We start from the raw sequence: 22,553 nt of genomic DNA on the forward strand, positions 1-22,553 counted from the left end.
AGGACAAACACATCTGATTTTTCTATTTTCTGAAACGCAGATCCAGTGAAAATCTGCAAAAAATGCTTTTTATTGTGTGTAAAGCACAATTTATTTCAACCAATCATCTATTGATAAACAGCAAAAAGAATATCCGGAAGTTCAGATGTGTTTGCCCTGACTGCCCCCTGTGCGAAGAAGCCTGTTATTTCAGCACAAGTTCGTGCAGAATGATATAGATTCCCATGATCAATACGAACCAGCCAAACCATCTTTTCAGTTTTTCACCCGGAAGATCCTGTCCCAGCCTGCGACCGATAAAAGTGCCGGTGATGGCAATAGCGGTAATGGGTAAGAGTAATTGCCAGTCGAATATCTGGTGAAACAGGTCACCGGCAAAACCGAATAGGGAATTCATGGCGATGATCAGCAGGGAAGTGCCGATGGCTTCTTTCATAGACAGGTGAAAAGAGAAGATCAGAACCGGTATGATGATAAAACCACCGCCAGCACCCAGTAACCCCGTGAGGATACCCACCTGCACACCTTTGATCAGGGCTTTGGGCAGATGGATGGGGCGGTTCCTTTCTTCATCAGACAGCACCGGCTGTTTCCGGATCATGTTCAAAGCGGCAATGATCATGATCACCGCGAACAGTAACATGGTGGCCAGTGATTTGGTGAGGGTGATGAAACCCATATCCAGCAGGTGTTCGGGAATCACCGGTATCAGGAATTTCCGGATCAATACCACTGTCAGGATGGAGGTGATGCCAAAATACAAAGCGGCCCGGGTATTGATATTGCCCCTGCGATAATTCTTATAGGCGCCGGCAAGACTGCTGCAGCCTACAATGAAGAGGGAATATCCGGTAGCAAGAGTAGGCGGGATCTGGAACAGGTAAACAAGTACGGGAATCGTAAGAATAGAACCACCACCGCCAATCAATCCAAGAGACACGCCTATCAGCAAAGCGGCCAGGTAGCCTGCAATTTCCATGTACTTGTTATTAGGCAGCAAAGATGCTGAATATTCATCCAGCTACGGTGGTGAAAAGAAAATTTATTGGGTGTTTAAGCAGTCACCTGTTCTGCCAGTTCATCCATGGTAATGGCCATATGGCTTTCATCGTATACACATTCTCCATTCCGGATCACCAATGCCTGTGGCGATTCGTGATGTACCTGAAACAGTTCAGCGATCTGATTGGACAATGACCGGTAAGCCAACAGGTCCAGATAATAGAAATCTGTATGAGCAGGTGCTTCAGACCGTTCCAACCGGTTCAACACCATGCTACTGGTGCTGCAACGGGTACTGTGTTTAAAAATGACCTGTGGGGTGGTAAATGATTTTTCTTTGATCAGCTGTAACTGATCTTCTGATGTAAGCGGAATCCAGTTCATGTAATTGCTTTCGGATATAACAACAAGGGGTATCAAAAGTTCAGCCTACCATTGCCTGAAATACTTGGGATTGGTTGTTGGACAACCTTTGCGGCTGGGTGCGCAGGAGCTGAAGATGACCGCAGCCACTAAAAAGGTGAGACAGACAAGTGCAATCTTTTTCATGCTTGGTGTTTAAATAAGAGTTTAGGCTGTATTTTGCAATCGGGTCAAAGATAAACTTTCAGATGTAAACGTTGCTTATCTGGCGTTCACATTTTGTTAATTTACCGTCCGGAACTAAATAATAACGTATGCAGGTTCATTTTATTTCAATAGGGGGTAGCGTCATGCACCAATTGGCCATTGCCTTACACAGAAAAGGCTACCAGGTAACAGGTACCGACGATGAGATCTTCGAGCCTGCAAAGGGTAATCTGGCCGCAGAGGGTTTGTTGCCCGCCCAGGTTGGTTGGCAACCTGCATTGATTACCAAGGATATAGATGCGGTTATCCTGGGTATGCATGCCAAAAGTGACAATCCGGAACTGGCCCGGGCACAGGAACTCGGATTGAAGATTTATTCCTTCCCCGAATATATTTACCACGAAAGCCGCCAGAAAAAGCGCGTGGTAGTGGGTGGAAGCCATGGAAAAACCACCACCACCAGCATGATCATGCACGTGCTGAAGCAGCTGGGACAGCATTTTGACTACCTGGTAGGGGCCAGGCTGGAAGGCTTCGATCAGTCGGTATGCATTACCGATGCACCGGTCATTGTTTGCGAGGGAGACGAATATCCCGCCAGCACCCTGGAAAAAAAACCCAAGTTCCATTTTCTGTATCCGCATGTGGCTATCCTCACAGGTATCGCCTGGGACCATATCAACGTATTTCCCACATTTGAATTTTACCTGGAGCAGTTTGTGATCTTTATCCGGAAGATCGAGGAAGGCGGTCTGCTCATCTACAATGAATCCGATCCCGTATTGCGGAAACTGGTGGAAGAGAACCGCAGGGAAGATATCCGGTACCAACCTTATGCGGTTCCGGAACATACCATCACCAACGGACAGACATCCGTTACCATCGAAGGAGTCACCGGCACCCTGAAAGTATTTGGCAACCATAACCTCATGAACCTGGCCGCAGCTTATTACGCCTGCCGGGAACTGGGCGTAACAGCTGGTGCTTTTGTACAGGCGATCTCTGGTTTTACCGGTGCCGCCAAACGACTGGAATTACTGGCATCCGGCCCGAATACAAATGTGTACCGCGATTTTGCGCATGCACCTAGTAAGGTAAAAGCCACCATCGAAGCCGTTAAACAGCAGTACCCCGACCGCAAACTGGTCGCTGTGCTGGAACTGCATACCTACAGCAGCCTGAACGAACAGTTCATGCAGGAGTATCAGGGAGCCATGGATAAGGCCGATGCAGCTGTGGTATTCTATTCACAGCATGCACTGGAACTGAAACGTATGCCCAACCTGCCCGCCGAAAAAGTGATTGCCGGTTTTGGTAAAACAGGACTGCTGGTGATGAACCGCAGGGAAGAACTGCAGGATTGGCTTCAGAAACAGTCATTTGAGAACAGTAACCTGGTTTTAATGAGTAGTGGTAATTATGATGGCATAGATATGCTTACTTTTGCCCGACAGATCACCCAATAAGAAAAGAACTGTACCCTGCTAATGAAATTGCAATTAACCCGCCCGATCGCTTTTGTTGATCTGGAAACCACCGGCATCAACATCAGTACCGACCGTATTGTAGAGATCGCGATTGTTAAGATATCGCCCGATGGCAGCCGCCAGGTAAAGCGTAAACTGATCAATCCTGAAATGCCGATACCACAGGCATCAAGCGATATACACGGTATTACGGATGAAATGGTGAAAGACGCGCCCACGTTCAAACAGGCCGCCAATGAGCTGAAACAGTTCATCGAGAACTGCGACCTGGGAGGTTACAACAGCAACCGTTTCGACATTCCCATGCTGATCGAGGAGTTCCTGCGTATCGGGATGGATTTCAATATTGATGGTCGTAAGCTGGTGGATGTACAGAAAGTGTTTCACATGATGGAGCAGCGTACATTAAGTGCTGCTTATAAATTTTATTGCCAGAAAAGTCTCGACGGTGCCCACAGTGCCGAAGTGGATGCCATAGCCACCTGGGAAGTGCTGGAAGCACAGGTGGAGCGTTACCCGCAGATAGGTAATACCGTGGAAAGTATCGTGAAGTTCACCGGTGAAGATGATATTGTTGATTTTGCCCGCAGGTTCATCAAGGACAAGGGCGTGGAAATATTCAATTTCGGAAAACACAAGGGTAAACCCGTTGTTCAGGTGCTGAAGGAAGAGCCCCAGTATTACGACTGGATGATGAAGGGTGACTTTGCCATGAACACCAAGCAGAAACTCACCGAAATACTGAACCGTACCCTGCTCAAGAAACCCTGATAGAAAATAGCAATTTCTTATAATATTTTTCTTACCTGAAAACGATCTTAATTGTAATTTAGCCTTTCACCCATACCCCCCATACCTGGAAAAAATTGTAATCATACCCACGTACAATGAGAAGGAGAATATTTCTGCTATCATAACGGCCGTTTTCAACCTCGGTCAGGGGTACCATGTTTTGGTGATCGACGACGGTTCTCCTGATGGTACGGCCAACATAGTACGTGATCTGATGAGCCGCTATCCCGATCAGTTGTTCCTGGAAGAAAGAAAAGGCAAACTGGGTTTGGGTACTGCTTATATTCATGGATTTAAGTGGAGCCTCGCCAAAGGCTATGCCTATATTTTTGAGATGGATGCCGATTTCTCACATAATCCCGCCGACCTGGAAAGGCTTTACCATGCCTGCAAACAGGAGGGAGCCGATCTTGCTGTTGGCAGTCGCTATGTGCCTGGTGGTAAAACAGAGAACTGGCCCTGGGACAGGCAACTGTATTCACGCGGCGGTGCTTTGTACACCAAGATCCTGACCTGGATGCCGGTAAATGATCCTACGGCCGGTTTTGTGTGTTACTCGAGAAAAGTATTGGAAGCGATCAATTTTGATATGATCCAGTTTGTAGGATATGCTTTCCAGATTGAGATGAAATTCGCTGCCTGGAAACTGGGCTTCAAGATCAAGGAAGTGCCCATCACTTTTGTTGACCGTAAGATCGGCGTCAGCAAAATGAGCAAAGGCATCATCAAAGAAGGGGTATTGGGTGTACTCCGCATCCAGTTGAAAAGTCTCTTCAGCAGTAATTACCGCAAGCAACTGAAGAACGCATAGTTGTATTTCCTGTTCTCACTCCTGTTCCCCGATAATTTATGAACAGTGATCCTTAGGGGTTGTGTTTCTGTCCGCGAATATTTGTTTTCTTTGACCTATGAAGCAGGCGCTGATCAAATTACACCTGGCTGTATTCCTGGCAGGTTTTACCGGTATACTTGGTAAACTGATAGGTTTGAATGAGGGTCTGCTGGTCTGGTACAGGATCGCCATCACCGTGATTACTTTGTATGCATGGCTTCGGTACAGGAAACAATTGGGTACAGTTTCTCCCGGAGCCGTTTGGCGTTTGATGGGGGTAGGAAGCCTGATCGCATTACACTGGGTGTTTTTTTATGGCAGCATCAAAATGGCCAATGTATCCATCGGGCTGGTCTGTTTTGCGTCTGTCGGTTTTTTCACCGCCCTGTTGGAGCCCCTATTGACCACCAAAAAGATCAGCCGGGCTGAGATAGGATTGGGTTTATTGAGCTTGCTGGGTATCTACCTGATCTTTCATTTTGATATGCGTTACCGCACGGGCATATTGGTAGGACTGGTATCGGCCATCCTTGCCGCCTTATTCTCGGTGCTGAATAAACGTTATGTGACCGTTACCGATTCCAAAACCATGATGCTGTACGAATTGAGTGGCGGGTTACTGCTACTTACCCTGGGCATGCCACTGTACCTCCATTATTTTCCGCCTGTATATATATTGCCTACAACTGGCGACTGGCTCTGGCTTCTGATCCTTAGCTGGCTTTGTACCGTGCTGGCGATGGACCTGATGCTGCAATCCCTCAAAAAAGTATCCGCCTTCACCCAGAACCTCAGCCTGAACCTGGAACCTGTTTACGGGATCCTGATGGCTTTCTTTTTATTCCACGAGAATGCCTCCCTCTCACCCTCTTTTTATCCCGGCGTGGCACTGATTGCCCTGTCGGTGGTGCTGCAGATGCTGCGGGTGGTGAGGAAATGAGGCGTCAGTCGTGAGTCGTGAGTAGTGAGTAGTGAGTGGGCAATGGTGAATGGTCAATGGGGGGCAACCGGTAGCTTGCTCATACAATAACTACACCCAGCAGCAACGTTTCTTCTCTATTCACAATTGCCAATTCACCATTGCCTCCCCACTCACTACTCACGCCTCCCGGTTTCACCGGTTCCCATCCCTGTTCATCCAAATCTCCCCGTTCGTTTCCATTGTTTGGTTATCTTCGGAACTATACAAAACACTGTTATGAAAAAGAGTCTCTTATTTTTCTTTTCCTTTCTTTCTGTGGTTGCTTTTGCGCAGAAGAAACCCCTGGATCATTCTGTTTACGACGCCTGGCAAAGTATTGGTGAACGACTGATCAGTGCCGATGGTAAATACCTGGCTTATTCGGTAACCCCGCAGGAGGGGGATGCGATCCTGTACGTTCAATCCACCGATGGTCTTTATAAGAAACAGATTGCCCGGGGATATGCGGCGGTCATAACAGATGACAGCCGTTTCCTGGTATGCCGGATCAAACCCGCTTTCAGGGATACGCGTGATGCCAGGATCAAAAAGAGGAAAGCAGAGGAGATGCCCAAAGACAGTCTGGCCATTGTGGAACTGGGTAAGGAGAACCTCACCAAAGTCCCCCGGATCAAGAGTTTCAAACTGCCCGATGATGCTGGTAACTGGCTGGCGTACCTGCTGGAAAAACCACTGGCGGAACCTGCAAAAAAAGCCGAGCAGGATTCACTTGCCCGGTTAACCGCCATGCTGAATATAGCCGATAGCCTGGCCCGCGTGGCCGATAGTATCCGGAATAAAGCCAACGAGGCCAAACAGAATGGATTATCTGTTTTGCGCGGACCCAGAGGCAGTGCATCGGCGCCAAGAGCACCCGAAGAACCTTTCGAGGAAGGTACAGTGCTGGTACTAAGAAACCTGGTAACCGGTGAGCAGAAGACCTATCCATTGGTGAGCGAATATTTTTTCAATAAAAAAGGAACAGTGCTGGTGATAGAAACCACCCGCAAGACAGGCGATGCCCGATCACAGGCGGCAGTTAGCCGGGTAGACCTGGCCAGCGGTAACAGCAAAACTGTATTCAAAAAATTCAATGATGCCAAAGCATACCGTTTGGATGAGGATGGCGCACAACTGGCATTTGTGGCTGAACGCGACAGCAGCAGTAAATCATTGCAGAAATTTTACAAACTGTATTATTACAAACAAGGGATGGACAGCGCCGTACTGCTGGCCGACAGGAACAGCAAAGGCCTGGCAGCTAACTGGACCGTTAGCGAAAATGGCGCTATCAGCTTCAGTAAAAGCGGAAAACGCCTGTTTGCCGGTACTGCGGCCATCCTGCCTGTGAAAGATACCAGCCTGCCCGATTTTGATCGGGTGAGTGTAGATGTATGGCATTACAATGATGATTATGTGCAGCCGGTGCAGTTGAAGAACCTGGAAAATGATTTGCGTAAAAATTATCCAGCCCGCATCGATATGGAAAGCAAAGAACTGGTGCAGCTGATCAACGACAAATTCCGTGGACTGTTACAGACAAAGGAAGGAGATGGAGATGTGTTCTATGCCTCTTCGGACGATGGTAAAAAAGTAGCCAGTCAATGGCAGGGTTTTGTGTACAATGATATCTATAGAATAAATCCTGAGACAGGCGCTTCTGAGCTGATAGAAAAGAATTTCAAGGGCAACCTCTTGCAGGCATCTTATTCCGGCAAATACCTGTTGTACTATGATGAACGTAAAGCAGGCTATTTCGTATACAACTCCGATACCCGCAAAACACATCCTATCGCCAAAGACATCAAAACATCTCTGAGTGATGAAGAAAATGATGTGCCCGATGATCCGAATGCTTACGGCGTAGCCAGGTGGATGGAAGATGAGAAACATGTGCTGATCTACGACCGTTACGATATCTGGCAGGTGGATATAGCCGGTGTGGAACCCTCTGTATGTCTCACCAGCGGCAGAAAAGATAAAATATCCTATCGCTACGTAAGTTCCGATCCGGATGAGAAATTCCTCAAGGCAGATCAGAAACTGCTGCTGCGTTTGTTTGATGAAAAGGACAAGTCGGCCGGTCTGGCTTTCCTGGATCTGGGCAGGAATCATGCGCTCTCAGTGCTGTTTAAAGAGCCAGTAAACATGGGATTCGCTATACAGAAAGCCAAGAATGCGGATGTATTGCTCTACAGCAAGGAAACATTCACCAGGTCAACCAATATGTATGTGCACCCCGTGGGAAGCGCTGCGGTACAGTTATCTAATACCAATCCACAGCAGGCAGACTATAACTGGGGAACAGCAGAACTGTTCAAATGGAAAGCTTATACCGGTAAGGAAGCGGAAGGTATTCTGTATAAACCCGAAGGTTTTGATCCCAAAAAGAAATACCCGATGATCGTGTATTTCTATGAGCGTAACAACAATACGCTGCATAATTACCTGGCGCCCGCGCCAACGCCATCGCGTTTGAATATCCCGTTCTTTGTGAGCAGGGGATATGTGGTATTGGTTCCGGATATCTGGTATAAGACAGGTTACCCGGGCCAGGGTGCATACGATTATATCGTTAGCGGAACCAGGGCTGTCGTGAAACAGGGTTATGTGGACAGCACCAGGATCGGTCTGCAGGGGCAGAGCTGGGGCGGCTACCAGATCGTGTACCTGATCACCAAGACCAACCTGTATGCCGCAGCATGGGCGGGTGCGCCTGTTGCCAATATGACCAGTGCTTATGGCGGAATCCGTTGGGGTACCGGTCTGCTGCGCCAGTTCCAGTATGAAAAAACACAGAGCCGTATCGGTGGAACCTTATGGGACAAAACCAACCTGTATCTTCAGAACTCGGCGTTGTTCTCACTGCCTAAAGTAACCACACCGCTGGTGATCATGCACAACGATGCGGATGATGCCGTACCCTGGTACCAGGGAATTGAAATGTATGCGGGCATGCGCAGGCTGGGTAAAAAAGTATGGATGCTGAATTATAACGGGGAAGCGCATAACCTGGTTGAACGTAAAAACCGGAAAGATATCCAGGTACGTGAGCAGCAGTTCTTCGACTATCTCTTAAAAGGAGAGAAACCTGCCAAATGGATCTCAGAAGGCGTTCCCGCCGTTTTAAAAGGAAGGGATCTTGGTTTGGGAACCAACTAAGCAGTTTTTACAGATACCGGTTACAAAGAGGCACTCACTTAAGAGTGCCTCTTTTTTGGTGTATATTAGAACAGAGATTTAATCCACGCTTATGTATCTGCTTCAGCTCAGCGGGTCTTTCCTGCATCTTCCGTATGTGGGCGTTGCCATCCGGTCATTGGCGGTGTACCTTTTTATCATTGTGGCCATCCGGATATTCGGTAAAAAAGAACTGGCACAATTGTCCGTGATCGACCTGGTTTTCATCCTGCTGATCAGTAATGCCGTTCAGAATGCCATGGTTGGACCGGATACCTCGCTGGAAGGAGGACTGGTGGCAGCTGCTGCCTTATTTGCTGCCAACTTCACGTTAAAGAAACTGCTGTACCGCAACCGTTTCCTCAGCAGCCTGATGCAGGGGGATGCTATATTACTGATCTATAAAGGAAAAGTGAACCATGCACATTGCCGCGAAGCAGAGATCACACTGGAAGAACTGACCGCAGCGGTCCGTGAACATGGCGCCGCCGGTATTTCGGATGTGGATATTGCCATGCTGGAAGTGGATGGTAATATCAGCGTGGTAAGCAATGGATTCCAGCGAAAATCGCAGGTAGTGCATCCGCGACTGCATAAAATGAAAGGCAAGTTCAGTAAACGGTAAGGATATTTGTCTGGCGATACTACTAAACGTGTTGTATCAAACCCACTGCGTAAACGCCCTGTTCTCATGTTCTGCGGTGAATAAATGTTATAATTGCCGTAATTGTGCGGTGAATATACTTGACAATGCGGTGAATAAGTGCTATATTTACCGCATAAAAGCGGTGAATAATGTATATTCATGAACATAAGGACTGGCCAAAATTCACCTGGAACAGTGAGAAACTGGCGGGTTTATTGGCGGAAGTCCGGCATAGACAGGGTAAAATGCTCGGAATGATGGAAGCATTAGGCTTTTCAATTCGTGCTGAAGCTGCTTTGGATAACTTGACACTGGAAGTCGTTAAGTCGAGTGAGATTGAAGGAGAGACCCTTGATGTTGATCAGGTACGCTCTTCTATTGCCCGTAGATTAGGTATGGAGATCAGTGGCCTGGTACCTTCAGACCGAAACGTGGATGGTGTAGTTGAAATGATGTTAGATGCTACCCAGACCTATGGTCAACCGCTTACTGAGAAACGTTTATATGGCTGGCAGGCGGCCTTGTTTCCGACCGGTCGTAGCGGCCTTCACAAAATTACTGTAGGTGCATGGCGAACGGGGAAAAATGGGCCTATGCAAGTAGTGTCCGGGGCTATGGGAAGAGAAAAAGTGCATTTTGAAGCACCGGAAGCATCAAAGTTATCCAAGGAAATGGCAGACTTTCTCGACTGGTTCAATACGGAAAGTAATCTTGATCCCGTTCTCAAATCCGCTATAGCACACTTATGGTTTGTGACCATTCATCCTTTTGAAGACGGCAATGGACGTATCGCCAGAGCGATCGCTGATATGCAGCTAACCCGTGCAGATAAAACACCACAAAGATTTTATAGTATGTCTGCGCAAATCCGGATTGAGCGCAACGACTATTATAATATGCTTGAGAAAATCCAAAAAAGTTCCCTTGATATTACTGAATGGCTGGAATGGTTTCTAAGTTGCCTGGGTCGATCATTTGATAATGTTGAGAGTGCCTTGCAGCATGTTAATCGTAAAACAGATTTCTGGGATGCTGTTGGGGACGCTGAAATCAATAATCGACAGCGATTGCTGTTAAATAAACTGCTTGACGGGTTTGATGGAAAACTGAACACATCTAAATGGGCGAAGATTGCAAAATGTTCTACAGATACAGCATTGCGTGATATTCAGGATTTAATGGAAAAAGGTATCCTTGTAAAAGAAGATGCTGGTGGTAGGAGTACAAATTATGTTTTTAGTAAGGCGTTCGTCCATAAAGTTGCTTTGTGAAACGGTTGCATTGAAGTCCACTATACTCCCCATGCAATATTTTCCCAGCGATTAATTGGCAAGAATATCAAATTTGCTCTTCGGTCTGATCGCATCCAGCCACCTGAAACCGCGAATTTTCAGCTCATCATGATTCACCTCACGCATGGGGTAGGAGGTTCCGTCAAAACTCCGGATAAAGGAGACGCGTTTGGGTTTCTTGTCTTCGAACAGCATATCGATCACATCCGATGTGGAACGGCTCACACCAATAAAACGGTTCTGTTCATCCTGCCCGTAATACACGTTCTCAGCATTGCCCTTGGCCCGCATATAGTAGATATTGCCGTCTTCAAAAAGGGCATTGATGGTGGTGCTTTTCAGCTGGTTGAAATATTGGGTACTGTCTACCCGGCTGATGGCCATGGCATTCTCGAACACATACATCCGTTCGGGTTTCTTGTTCTTAATGTATAGATAGATAGTATCTCCCGTGATCTGGTTCTCCTTGGCCCAGATCACCGGGTTGCGGAACAAACGGAAAACAGAATCCTGCAGCGAGTAAAACAGGCTGTCGCCCACAGCCTGCAGCGAATCAGAGAAGATGCGCACATTGAAATAGGCTTCAAAATATTTGTTGTTGCTGCTGTCTGATTTGTTGGTTGAATCCAATACGGGCTTCACGGACAGAGAATCCCTGATCACAGGTACATTCCGGGTTTTCATCAGGTCCGACAGTCTTGCCGTATACAAAGTGTCGGCGGATATATAGATCGAATCCCTTCCCTGTTTGATCAGCAATATCGGCTTTTCTGTAGCCAGCAGGATGTCTTTTTTCCGGTCGGTCTTGATGTTGTTGGCAATCATGTCAAAACCCTGTGCCGTATCTTTTCCCCGGTACACCGCATTACCCCTGAACTCGCTGAGTTTGGTTGAGTCATCCACCGCCATATCGTCTGCCGTGAAAGTATACGTACTGTCTTCCACCACGGAACGTTTGTTCAGGATGCCCCGTTTGTTCTTCATGTCAAAATATCCCTGCCGCGTCTTGATCACCCTGCGGCCACTGTCGCTGTAAATGGTGGTGGGAGAAGTGAAAGTAGCAATCTCGGTACCGGTATTGTATTGCAGCGTATCAGTAACTACCTTGTATTCAGGATCCACCAGCACTACTTTTTTCTTGAAAATCACATCCTTGGTATCCCCGTAGTAATAGCCTTCTGTACTGGTCAGGGTTGTTTTCTTGTTCACCAGTTTACCGCCTTTCAGGTAAGTGCCGATCTTCAGGGTCACATCATACACCAATGTATCTGTGGTCAGTACGCCTTTACCATCGGTGAGCCTTACTTTTTTACTCAGGAACGCTTTTTTTTCTTTGCCCAGGTATTTCAGGTACTGTGCATAGGTATGCACACTATCGGCATCGTTGATATGGATATTGCCAAAAGCCTCCAGTGAATTGTCGATCTCGTTCAGAACGGCGCTGTCGGCATAGAAATCTGTCTTCTCCTGTTTCACATGTGCTTTGCCTACAAGGGAAACATATTTATGCAGGGAATCCACCACTAGCATATTCAGCCGTTCGGCAGAGATGATCTGTAATAATTTTCCTTCGGTTTTACCGGTATCCTGGGCAGGGCGTTGCGCCATGCCCATTTGTGCCAATAACAGGAGCAGCCAGGTGTATATAGATCTCTTTATCAACATCAGGCTATTTCTTCTGCAGGGTATCGTTCAGCGGCGCCGTTAACGGAATGCTTTTGTCTTTTCTGCCAAACACAGAAACATTGATATACCGTTTGGGATGCACCCGCAGGTCATCCAGCAGTATGTTGGCGCTGCGTACGGTATTGGTGAGGTTATCGTAAAGCGCTTTGTCGTTCATCAGTTTGCCCATCGATCCCTCGGTGGAATTCATTTTCTGCAGTACCGTATTCAGGCTGGCAACCGTGGTCCTGAGTTTGTCGATGGTTCCCGCAAGATCCGCTTTGGCCAGGTTATCGGTGGTCTTCTCCACATTACCCAGCATTTTGGTCACTTTATCGTTATTATCAGCCAGGTTTTTGGTAAAGCTGGCCACATGGTTCATCGACTGGGCAATGGTTCCGGTTTGCTGGTTCAGCATGGCCTGCAAAGAAACAGACGATACCGCCAGGCTGGCCGTAGTTTTATTGATATTGGCAATTACCTGTTGCAGGTTGTTTTTGGTAGTAGGGTCAAAAATGGTATTGATGTTCTTCAGTACACTGTCAAGCGATTGCACTGTTGTCTTGAGCTGGTCGCCCACAGGTCCCAGTTGTTTCATCAGGTTGCCCATCAGTCCATCGGCATTACCGGTAACCAGGGTGTCGCCCACATGCAGGTATTGTTTCGAATCTCCCAGGGCAATGGTGATGCTGGCCGGACCCAGTGGGTTCTCCTTAATGGTGGCAACGGAATTCACAGGGATGTTATAGCTGCTCTTTAATTTGATAGTGACCACGATACTGCTCAGGCTTTCATCAAGATTCTCGATATCGTCCACCGCACCCACCTGGTAACCGTTGATGTAAACCGGGTTAGAGACCATAATGCCCTTGGTGTTCTCGTATTTGGCATGCAGGTAGTTTCCCGTTTTGAAGAGGGTTTTCCCTTTCAGGAAGTTAAAGCCCAGTATCATCATGGTAATGGCAATGGCGGTCAGTGCCCCCACCTTTGTTTCGTTCGAAATTTTCATAATACAAATCTACGGTTTCTTGGCCTGACGTAATAATGGAAGGCTGTTTAAATGAAGAGTGGTCGCTTACCTGCTGCCGGTATTCATCAACTGTTTTTCCAGTGAATATTTGTAACGTTTCAATGCCCGTACCAACACTTCACAGATCTGGCGCTGTCCTTCTTCGCTGTTCAGGTAGGCTTCTTCTTCGGGATTGGAGATGAAGCCGGTCTCTACCAGTACCGCCGGCATGGCAACGGCCTGTAATACCCAGATGCCTTTTTGTCTTTGTTTGGCTTCGCGACTGATGCGTCCCACTTTCTGGAACTCTTCTTCAATGGTGAGGGCCAGGTTGGCACTGCGGGAAAAATAGGTCTGCGTTTTCATGTTGATGATCATCATTTTAGCCGGATCTGTTGGATTAAAATCTTTCAGTTCCCTGGCAGAAATGCTGTCCATATACATGTCTTCATTGGCTCGCAAAGCCGCTTTGGCATCGTTGCTTTTATCCACCCCATAAATAAAGGTCTCCGTGCCCTTGGCCGGGTTGGGAGTGGTCCAGGTGCGATACTCCTTGACTTTTGCGGTGTAGGCTTTTCTTTTTTTGCCTTTGCCCCGGTAGCGGGTCTCTTCCTTGTAGCCGATGAATTCGCGGTGCCGTATGGGGCCGCCGCCTTCGTTCACATGTATGCAGACAAATAGATCACCTTTTTCGCGGTTGGCGATCTGGGCTTTGCGGGTTACGGGGTCAAAAACATCTGTGGTCCGGGTGAGATAGGTCTCCACATCGGGGATCTCGGTCCGGATCATTTGGTCCAGTTTCAGTGAAATGGCCAGCGCAATATCTTTTTCGTGCGAAAATTCACCGGAAGCGCCAAAATCACTTCCGCCATGCCCCGGATCGATGATGATCTTACGCAGGGGCTGTTTCTGGAAAGGCTTGCCCGGACTGGGTTTCGGAGTAAAGGAAGAAAAGCTAATAAAAACCAGACTTAACAAAATCAATGCAGCGGATTGTCTTCTCATCATATCATTTCGTTAAAGGATTTTGCCAGGAATAGCTTTTACACCGGCAAGACCCTATTTTTGCCCTTGTAAACATGAGCCAGCTTCGCAAATTTACTACAAAATCAGCCCCCGCTATGGCAGTTGCCGGCTGTTTGCTCATATTAACATTTTATGTGCGGGCGGCAGTTCACCAGGTACCAGGGCGTGGTTATGGGTTATTCGGGACTATTGATACCGTTCCGGTGAAAAAAAGTAAGGACAGTATGCCGGTTTCCAGGCCTTCTTCCATAACCACAGATACGGTGGGAGGGAAACAGGTACCGGATTCGGTGGTGCGGGTAGACAGTATCCGGATGTCGAAAGACTCGGTAGATGCCATTATCAAGTACCATGCGGATGATTCAGGTGTATTGATCATTGCTACCAAGGACCTGTTCCTGTACGGTAAGGCCAAAACCGATTACAAAGACCTGAAACTGGAAGCAGCCACCATACAGTACGAGCAGAAAACGCAAACGGTAAAAGCCTATGGCGCTACCGATACAACCGGGGATATTGCGAGTAAACCCCAGTTTACCCAGGGCGAGCTGAAGACCATCAGTGATTCCATCTTTTATAACCTGGGTACACAGAAAGCCTATACCAAGAATACTTTTTTTCAGGAAGGAGAAGTGTTTGTGAATGCGCGGTTCCTGAAAAAGATCAGTGCGGACGAAGTTTTTGCCCGCGACGCCCGTTTCACCACCTGTAACCTGGATACCCCGCATTTTGCTTTCCGGTCACGGAAAATGAAGATCATCAATAACAAACTGGGCGTTACCGGCAGGGTATATCCCGAGATAGAATCGGTGCCCATACCCATGGTGTTTCTGCCTTTTGGCCTGTTCCCGCTGAACCGGGCCCGGCATTCGGGGGTATTGTTCCCATCCTTCACTTCCAGTGAAGATTTTGGGTTGGGACTGGAAGGATTGGGTTATTACAAGACCTTCGGTGAACATGTGGATGTGACCACCCGTGCCAATCTCTATTCCTATGGCGGCTGGAACCTGAACGTGAGTTCCAAATACCTGATGCGGTACAAGTATACCGGAAGCCTCAATGTTACTTTTCAGAATACCAAAACGCTGAACCGAGGCGGTTTTTCGCAGGAAGAGTTCACCAATTCAAAATCGTATATGATCAACTGGAGCCATAGCCGCGATAGCAGGGCCAGGCCCGGTACCAACTTTTCCGCCAATGTGAATTTCGGTAGCACGCGTTTTAACCGATCGCTGCTGAATAATCCCTACCAGAATTTCCAGAACCAGATCAGTTCATCCATCAATTATTCCAAAGACTGGCGGGGTAAATACAACTTATCGCTGAACCTGAATCATAACCAGAATAGTTTATCGCGACTCGTTAACCTGAACCTGCCCACGGCCACATTTAACGTAGTTACTTTTTACCCTTTCCAGAAAAAAGAGTCCATTGGTACGGGCAAATGGTACGAGAAGATCGGTATCGGTTATAACGGTAGTCTGCAGAACCAGGCATCTTTCTATGACAGTGCTTTCAGTTTCAAACGCCTGATCGATACGGTGCAGTGGGGTGCCACGCATAATATACCCATCACATTAAGTCTGCCATCACTGGGACCGATCACTTTGTCGCCCAGCATTTCTTATGAAGAACGTTGGTATGGCCAGCGTAATTTCAAGAAATGGAATCCGCTTACGTCCAAAGTGGATACCACGGTTGAAAAAGGCCTGTATACTGCGCGCCAGATGTCGTTTGGTATGGGTATCAACACCCGGATATTCGGTATGTATAAATTCTCTCCCAAAAGCAATATCATCGCCATCCGGCATGAGATCAGGCCTACTATTTCTGTCAGTTACCATCCTGATTTTGCAGCCAAATACCATTACACCACAAAAGTGGATACCAGCGGGCGTACACAGCGTTTTTCGCAGTATGACGGTGGCATCATCGGCTCTTTTTCCGAAGGTGCATTCGGAGGTATCGGCTTTGGTATCGACAACCTGCTGGAAATGCGGGTGAAGGATAAAAGTGATACCTCGCTGAAGGGCAGAACCGTTGGTAAAAAAGTCAAACTGATCGAAGGCTTTGGTTTCAACTCTTCTTATAACCTGATGGCCGATAGTTTTGCACTGGGTAATTTTTCTATTTATGCCAGAAGTACCCTGTTCGAAAAACTGAACATCACAGCATCTGCCAATCTGGACCCTTATGAAAGGGACAGCAAAGGTTTCCGGGTCAATAAGATCGCATTCGATCCGCGTCGGTTTAAGTTCGGAATGATCACCGCAGGTAATATTGCCATGTCTACATCCTTTTCCAGTAAATCCAAAGATGGCAAGGATAAGAACAAGGAACTGCCAGTAGATCCTTTTATGACACCCGACGAACAGCAGCGACAATTGCAGTTTGCCCGCGCCAACCCGGCAGAATTCACAGATTTCAATATTCCCTGGACCCTCAGTTTTTCCTACTCGCTCAATTTTTCGCGGGTGATGAAGCCGGATTACAGTGGTTACCAGACATTGACCAGTTCCAGTTTGAATTTTAACGGGGACTTCAGCCTGACACCCAAATGGAAAGTAGGGGCTACCGGTTATTACGATGTATCCAACCGCTCATTGCAGCAGCTGAGTACTTTTATTACCCGCGAAATGCATTGCTGGCAATTATCGATCAATGTTACACCGATAGGTCTGTACCGTTCCTTCAATATCATGTTCAGTCCCAAATCAGGTATCCTGCGTGATCTGAAGATCAACCGAAGCAGAACATTCTCCAACTACTGATGATCATTGGCGAGGTAGTAATCCCACATCATACGGAATATCTTTTCTTTCAGTTCATCGCTGGATAAACCAGTGGAAGGAACTGCGGGCAGAAAATGCATTTCCAGTCTGTGGGGCAGCAGGTAAAAGAATTTGTTCGGTGGCAATACTTTTTTGGTGTGAAATAGAATGGCGGGCAGTATGGGTTTACCCGTATCTGTGGACAGCCGGAAGGCGCCGTCATAAAAACTTTTCAACGGATCGCCTGTCCGGTTGCGGGTGCCTTCGGGATAAATCAGCATATCGAGACCAATGGCGAGAATGTTTTTCATATCCTCGATACTTTTCCGCCGGCTGGCGTCACTTTTCCGGTCAACCAGCACACTCCCGAATTGATAGATCCATCCGAACACAGGTATTTTGGCAAAACTTTTTTTGGCAATGGTCTTATTGGCCCTTGGCATGAACGGAGTGCTGACCGGAACATCCATGAGGCTGTTGTGGTTGCAGACGATCACGTAGTTCTGTCCTTTTTTAAAATGTTCTTTGCCCCTGATGCGCAGCGGGCAACCGATCAGGTTCAGGTAAATGAACATCCAGACCCTGGATACATGCCTGTGCCAGCGGGCTTTGTAGGGTTCTTTTAATAAAAAACAGGGCAGGTAAAAAAAGATCGCGATGACCAGCGAAACAATGAATAAGACCAGGGCCCAGCCTGCCCAGAGCCGGGCAAACAGGTTGATTAGACTATTTTCTTTGGTAGGTGTTGTTGTGGGTTGCTGCATGTATTTTTTTTCTGCGTCTGAGGGTATGTGTTTATCCAACCGGGTTCCAGTCAATGGCTTCCAGTCCCTGTTTCATCAAAGCCTCATTGGCCCTGCTGAAATGGCGGCAGCCAAAAAAACCTTTGTCGGCACTGAAGGGAGAGGGGTGTGCTGCTTTTAAAACAGTATGTTTGGTTTCGTCGATCAGCACCTGTTTCTCCTGAGCAAATTTTCCCCATAATAAAAATACCAGTCCTGTTTTTTCGGTAGATAGTTTCCGGATCACTGCATCGGTAAAATCCATCCAGCCGATCTTGGAATGACTGGCCGGTTCATTGGCCCTTACGGTAAGGATGGCATTCAGCAGAAACACGCCCTGTTGGGTCCACCGGGTAAGGTTGCCTGTTTTGGGAATGGGCATGCCGATATCGGAATGCAGCTCCTTGTAAATATTGACCAGCGAAGGCGGTGGGGGCACCCCGTCGGGTACCGAGAAACTCAGCCCGTGTGCCTGCCCCGGATTGTGGTACGGGTCCTGTCCCAGGATCACCACTTTCACTTGATTGAAAGGGGTACAGTTGAAGGCATGAAAGATCAGGGTACCGGGAGGATATACCACGGCGCCGGTGGCTTTCTCTGTTTTCAGATGGGTGACCACCTGCAGAAAATAAGGTTTGCTGAATTCCTGTTTCAGCACTTCTTTCCAACTGGCTTCAATTTTTACATCCATCTGTTCGGGTTGGGTACAAATTTTCGTGCCGAAGATACTGAAAGCAGGCTTACCAAAAGGGGCCCTGCTGGTTCGTGAAGCTGGGTGATCTGCACTTTAACGGATCAGACGGTATTACAGCCAAACAGACCGGTAACCGCGAATACAGGTATCGCGTATCTGGATACCGAAACCGGTCTGCCAGCATTTTCCGCTATCGCAGAATGGTCACGCTGCCCCCAACTGCGGGTAGTTCTGCCGAAGGTTTGATCACATAATAGTAAGTAGCTACGGGTTGGTCAATACCCTTGTATTTGCCATCCCAGGGTTTGGTATACCCCACAGATCTGAACAGCAATTGTCCCAGCCGGTTGTAGATACTCACCACACAATCGGGATACATATCGGTCAGCAAGGGAATCTCCCAGTAATCATGGACCCCGTCGCCATTGGGCGAAAATGCATTGGGTGGCACTAAGGGGGGATCATTCACCTGAACCTCCACAGCAGCCAGGATAGCGCAACCACCTTCGTTCACGCCTTTGATATAATAGATACCCGATCGGTTGATATTTTTTGGGTCGGTTACCGGGATGGTCGTCTGTGCATCTTTCCAGAAACTGAACTGTACCCCGCTGGTATTGCCACTGATGGCATTGTACAGATCTACCAGTAGAGGTCTTATAGTGGGATTCGGATTGGTAATGGTAACAGCCGGTGTCTTGAACATATTCAGCACCACGGGTTTGGTACTGCTGCAGCCAGCACTGTTGATAGCCCGGATATAATAGGTACCGCTTTCTGTGACTTTTTTGGGAATTACCACGTATTGTGTATGCGTGGGGTCTGTAAAATATTCAAAGTTCAATCCCGGAGTACTGCCGGCCGTGATCAGGGGGGCTGTCAGGTCTACGCCATTGTTAACACAACCGGCAATGGGTACAGAGGGCGTATTCAGCCGGATGATTTCTAAAGATTTTTCGATGGTGGTATATACCGTGTCTACACAGCCCTGATCCGGATAAGGCGTTACTTCCACTGCAAATTTTGTATTGGGCGCAGGTGGCGGACTGAAACTGAGTGTACCCGATGTGCCCAGTAAGGTAGAGAAATCGCTGGTGAACCAACGGTAACCCGCAAAACCAAAAGGTGCGGTCAATACCTGCGCACTATCCGAAATGCATTGCACATTACCCGATATGGGAGAAGAGCAGTTCTCATTCACATCCACATAAGCATACCCGAAATGTCCGCCGCGCGTACAATCGTTGGTGGTGAACTCAATGCGGATGGTGCGGCCGGCATATCCGGATAATTTGATGGTTACCGGGGTCCAGGTTTTATAGAAGACACTGTCTTTATAAGGTGACTGTTTAAAGCCCGGCAGCCCGGAAGCAGCAGCATAGGAAAAGGAACTGCAACCGATATAATCGCCTTTGGTCACATCAAATACATTGGCGGTGAATTTAGGTTGCTCCCAGTCTGCATGGCCTGGATTCTGGAACACCACGGCATAATTGTAAATGATGCTATAGTTATTCTGGTTGGCAGGAATGGTAAAGGTATAACTGACCTGCTCTGCCTGCCGCCCTGTTCCTGCATTGCCCAGCCTGATGGAATAACCGCTGCCGTTGGGACAACTCATCGGGAAACCGCCATAAGTGTCCAGCAGTGTGGGGTCACCGCTTTTGATAATGGTATGCCTGCCGTAGGAAGGAGCGGAGGATTGTAAAGAGATCTTGCCATCCATCTGGCCGATGGAGCCACTGCTGCATTCCCAGTTGGTAAAATCGCCGGATTCAAAACCAATATTGGCGGGACATTGTGCGTGAACCTTTATGGACAGTAGCAGACAGGCCTGAATCAACAGTAGTTGTATAACCCTAAAAAAATGTTGATCCATACGGAGCCGGGTAAAATTCGAACGGGATAACAAGATACAAAATAACCCTGTAAGAAATTTCACAGGATGTATGACCGGTAGGGTAAATGCATCTAAAAGCAGTCGCTTGGCTCCGCCGAGTGACGCCTATCCCCGGGCTTCCAGCCTGGAACCCTAACCCCTAACATTCATAAAACTACAATATCCCTAACCCCGGTACATACCCAGCTACCTCTTTTCAATTTCCTAAAATGCATATCCAGTGGCAATCTGCCAAAAATGCTTGTATGATGTGTAAAGCACGATGTATTTCAACCAATAATCTATTGGTAAACGGGTAATAAAAACTGGTTGAAAAATTTAGATGCATTAGCCCTGCATATGACCGGCGGATAAACAGGTAAAAGCACTATCTCAGCCCATTGAACCAGGTGATAATGGTGATCCAGTCATTTTCCGTAGTGAGCGTGAGCCGGTTCTCTTCGATGTATGTATTCAGTAAGGCCCAACGCGAAGCCAGGTCAGAAGTGGTTTTGGTAAACACGGAATCGAAGGACTGGCGGGAGAGGGACACCTGAACCGGCTTTCGGTTATTAAAGCCGGCATCGTTCTTCTGCAGGCTGTATACGGGCACATAATCTTTGCCGCCATCAATCTGTTTGAATGATTTGTTCAGGGTCAGCGTTCCCTGAACCAGTGAGGTTTCAAAACCACTGGGCGTAACCGTTGCCTGATTCCTGGTAACAGACTTATTGGTTTTGGTTTGAGCGAAACCGGTCAGGGTTAAAAAACAGCAAATGGCCGGAAGTAGGAATGATCTCATAAATTGATTGGGTTGATCGTTTGGCAAATATCAGCTTCTGTGCCGGGAACGGATCATAAATTTAGTGAAAACTGCCCGCATCTGTTATGCAGAGGGAGGGTAACCGTATCACCGGTAAGTGGTATCAGCTAACTGCAGGTAAACAATATCACCCACGGCGTGTCGGTTCTGGTTCATGGTTTTGATGGTAATGCTGTTACCAGCCACCGCTGCCTGTATTTCGGAGAAAGCGCCCCAGAAACGCACCTGCTCAATCACAGCTTTTACCGCACCTGCCTGTTTAGGAACGATCCTGAACTGTTCTGGGCGTACCAGGTAATGGTGATTCATCAAGGGCCATGACCTGTTTTTGGTAAAAAGGGATACTACTGTTTCGGGGAGTAATACATAAGAACCCAGTAATCCTGCCACGTATTCGTTCAGCGGGTGGTAGTACAGTTGTTGGGGAGAGCCTTTTTGTACCAGTTGTCCGCCCCGCATTACCAGGAGCTCATCTGCCCAGGAGAGTGTATCCTGAGGGTCGTGCGAGGTCAGGATACAGGAAATCCGGAGTCGGTTGCCAATATCATCCAGTACCTGCTTCAGGATCTGTTTGTGCATGGGGTCGAGATTGGAAAATGGTTCATCCAGTAACAATAATTCCGGCGCGCCGATCAGTAATCTGCACAAGGCGATCCGTTGTTTTTCGCCGCCTGATAACTGGTCGGTCTTACGGTTGAGCAGGTGGTCAATCCGGCAGATCCTGAACAAGGCATCCGCATCGGTCTGTGGTAGGCGATTGGCCATGTCCAGCCATTCTTCCACCCGGTAATTGTTCCTGAGTTCATAATGCTGGGATAGGTAAGCGATGCCCGGGTGACCAGGAATCAACTGGAACAGGGGCCCAGGTACTTTCTGTTCTTTGAAGAGGATCTGACCCGCATCCGGTTGCTCCAGCCCGGCAATCATTTTCAGTAAAGTGCTTTTGCCTGAACCGGTCTCGCCGGCAATGGCCAGTTTACGAAAACGGGGTTGCGAAAAGCTGATATCATTCACCACGGTGTTCTGCTGCAGTTGCCTGGAAATGCCGGAAACGTCTAAGAAACCCATGTACAGTTTGCAGGATTTGTGAAGTGTGAAGGTACTGTATAAACAGGATCAACTCTTTTGGGGCTGCGAAAAAA

18 protein-coding genes are annotated in these 22,553 nt (G+C 47.8%); 8 read left to right on the forward strand and 10 right to left on the reverse strand.

All coding sequences use genetic code 11. From position 1 onward, the window contains the following. Positions 1-184: 184 nt before the first annotated feature. Positions 185-979, reverse strand: coding sequence for a sulfite exporter TauE/SafE family protein (locus ACH3Y6_RS09760; RefSeq protein ID WP_490835418.1), 795 nt, complete (start codon positions 977-979; stop codon positions 185-187). 74 nt (positions 980-1,053) lie between these two features. Beyond that, a complete protein-coding gene (gene ytxJ / locus ACH3Y6_RS09765) occupies positions 1,054-1,386 on the reverse strand; it encodes a bacillithiol system redox-active protein YtxJ (RefSeq protein WP_490835419.1) in 333 nt (110 codons plus the stop codon). Positions 1,387-1,679: 293 nt separating this feature from the next. Between ytxJ and ACH3Y6_RS09770 the strand changes: the two genes are divergently transcribed. The 7 genes from ACH3Y6_RS09770 (at position 1,680) to ACH3Y6_RS09800 (ending at position 10,741) form a co-directional block, all read left to right on the forward strand. Continuing rightward, positions 1,680-3,038 carry a UDP-N-acetylmuramate--L-alanine ligase gene (locus tag ACH3Y6_RS09770; protein WP_490835420.1) on the forward strand — a complete coding sequence of 453 codons (1,359 nt, stop codon included), beginning with the start codon at positions 1,680-1,682 and terminating at the stop codon, positions 3,036-3,038. Between the two features lie 21 nt (positions 3,039-3,059). Beyond that, complete coding sequence (locus ACH3Y6_RS09775; protein ID WP_490835421.1) at positions 3,060-3,830, forward strand: exonuclease domain-containing protein; 771 nt, start codon at positions 3,060-3,062, stop codon at positions 3,828-3,830. Positions 3,831-3,933: 103 nt separating this feature from the next. Next, positions 3,934-4,662 (forward strand): polyprenol monophosphomannose synthase, encoded by a 729-nt coding sequence (locus tag ACH3Y6_RS09780; protein WP_490835457.1) that lies wholly within the window; start codon positions 3,934-3,936, stop codon positions 4,660-4,662. A 97-nt stretch (positions 4,663-4,759) separates the two neighbouring features. Beyond that, on the forward strand, positions 4,760-5,623 hold the full coding sequence (locus ACH3Y6_RS09785) for a DMT family transporter (protein WP_490835422.1): 864 nt from the start codon (positions 4,760-4,762) through the stop codon (positions 5,621-5,623). Between the two features lie 258 nt (positions 5,624-5,881). After that, a complete protein-coding gene (locus ACH3Y6_RS09790; protein ID WP_490835423.1) occupies positions 5,882-8,806 on the forward strand; it encodes an alpha/beta hydrolase family protein in 2,925 nt (974 codons plus the stop codon). Positions 8,807-8,897: 91 nt separating this feature from the next. Beyond that, the gene (locus tag ACH3Y6_RS09795) at positions 8,898-9,449 is read left to right on the forward strand and encodes a DUF421 domain-containing protein (RefSeq protein WP_490835424.1); all 552 of its coding nucleotides are present in this window, start codon (positions 8,898-8,900) and stop codon (positions 9,447-9,449) included. Between the two features lie 170 nt (positions 9,450-9,619). After that, positions 9,620-10,741, forward strand: coding sequence for a Fic family protein (locus tag ACH3Y6_RS09800; protein WP_490835425.1), 1,122 nt, complete (start codon positions 9,620-9,622; stop codon positions 10,739-10,741). Positions 10,742-10,792: 51 nt separating this feature from the next. Here the strand turns inward: ACH3Y6_RS09800 and ACH3Y6_RS09805 are convergent, their stop codons facing one another. The 3 genes from ACH3Y6_RS09805 to ACH3Y6_RS09815 all read right to left on the reverse strand — a co-directional run bounded on the left by ACH3Y6_RS09805 (position 10,793) and on the right by ACH3Y6_RS09815 (position 14,444). Continuing rightward, entirely contained in the window at positions 10,793-12,427 is a 1,635-nt protein-coding gene (locus ACH3Y6_RS09805; RefSeq protein WP_490835426.1) for an OstA-like protein, read from the reverse strand. Between the two features lie 4 nt (positions 12,428-12,431). Beyond that, positions 12,432-13,436 carry an MlaD family protein gene (locus tag ACH3Y6_RS09810; RefSeq protein ID WP_490835427.1) on the reverse strand — a complete coding sequence of 335 codons (1,005 nt, stop codon included), beginning with the start codon at positions 13,434-13,436 and terminating at the stop codon, positions 12,432-12,434. 66 nt (positions 13,437-13,502) lie between these two features. Then, positions 13,503-14,444 carry an N-acetylmuramoyl-L-alanine amidase family protein gene (locus ACH3Y6_RS09815; protein ID WP_490835428.1) on the reverse strand — a complete coding sequence of 314 codons (942 nt, stop codon included), beginning with the start codon at positions 14,442-14,444 and terminating at the stop codon, positions 13,503-13,505. Between the two features lie 113 nt (positions 14,445-14,557). Here ACH3Y6_RS09815 and ACH3Y6_RS09820 point away from each other — a divergent pair, with 113 nt between their 5' ends. Further along, positions 14,558-17,233, forward strand: a complete 2,676-nt coding sequence (locus ACH3Y6_RS09820) for a putative LPS assembly protein LptD (protein WP_490835429.1) — start codon at positions 14,558-14,560, stop codon at positions 17,231-17,233. Here ACH3Y6_RS09820 and ACH3Y6_RS09825 read toward each other — a convergent pair. From ACH3Y6_RS09825 to ACH3Y6_RS09845, 5 genes are all read right to left on the reverse strand, one after another. After that, complete coding sequence (locus ACH3Y6_RS09825) at positions 17,227-17,997, reverse strand: 1-acyl-sn-glycerol-3-phosphate acyltransferase (protein ID WP_490835430.1); 771 nt, start codon at positions 17,995-17,997, stop codon at positions 17,227-17,229. The genes ACH3Y6_RS09820 and ACH3Y6_RS09825 overlap by 7 nt on opposite strands. A gap of 31 nt (positions 17,998-18,028) precedes the next feature. Then, positions 18,029-18,706: a uracil-DNA glycosylase gene (ung, locus tag ACH3Y6_RS09830; RefSeq protein WP_490835431.1), complete on the reverse strand. Its 678-nt coding sequence runs from the start codon at positions 18,704-18,706 to the stop codon at positions 18,029-18,031. Between the two features lie 193 nt (positions 18,707-18,899). Then, positions 18,900-20,552: a T9SS type B sorting domain-containing protein gene (locus tag ACH3Y6_RS09835; RefSeq protein WP_490835432.1), complete on the reverse strand. Its 1,653-nt coding sequence runs from the start codon at positions 20,550-20,552 to the stop codon at positions 18,900-18,902. Between the two features lie 424 nt (positions 20,553-20,976). Beyond that, positions 20,977-21,390 (reverse strand): hypothetical protein, encoded by a 414-nt coding sequence (locus ACH3Y6_RS09840; protein ID WP_490835433.1) that lies wholly within the window; start codon positions 21,388-21,390, stop codon positions 20,977-20,979. Between the two features lie 108 nt (positions 21,391-21,498). Further along, complete coding sequence (locus tag ACH3Y6_RS09845) at positions 21,499-22,479, reverse strand: ABC transporter ATP-binding protein (RefSeq protein WP_490835434.1); 981 nt, start codon at positions 22,477-22,479, stop codon at positions 21,499-21,501. Positions 22,480-22,553: the final 74 nt, after the last annotated feature.

Source organism: Sediminibacterium sp. FW305-C-269, assembly GCF_058231045.1.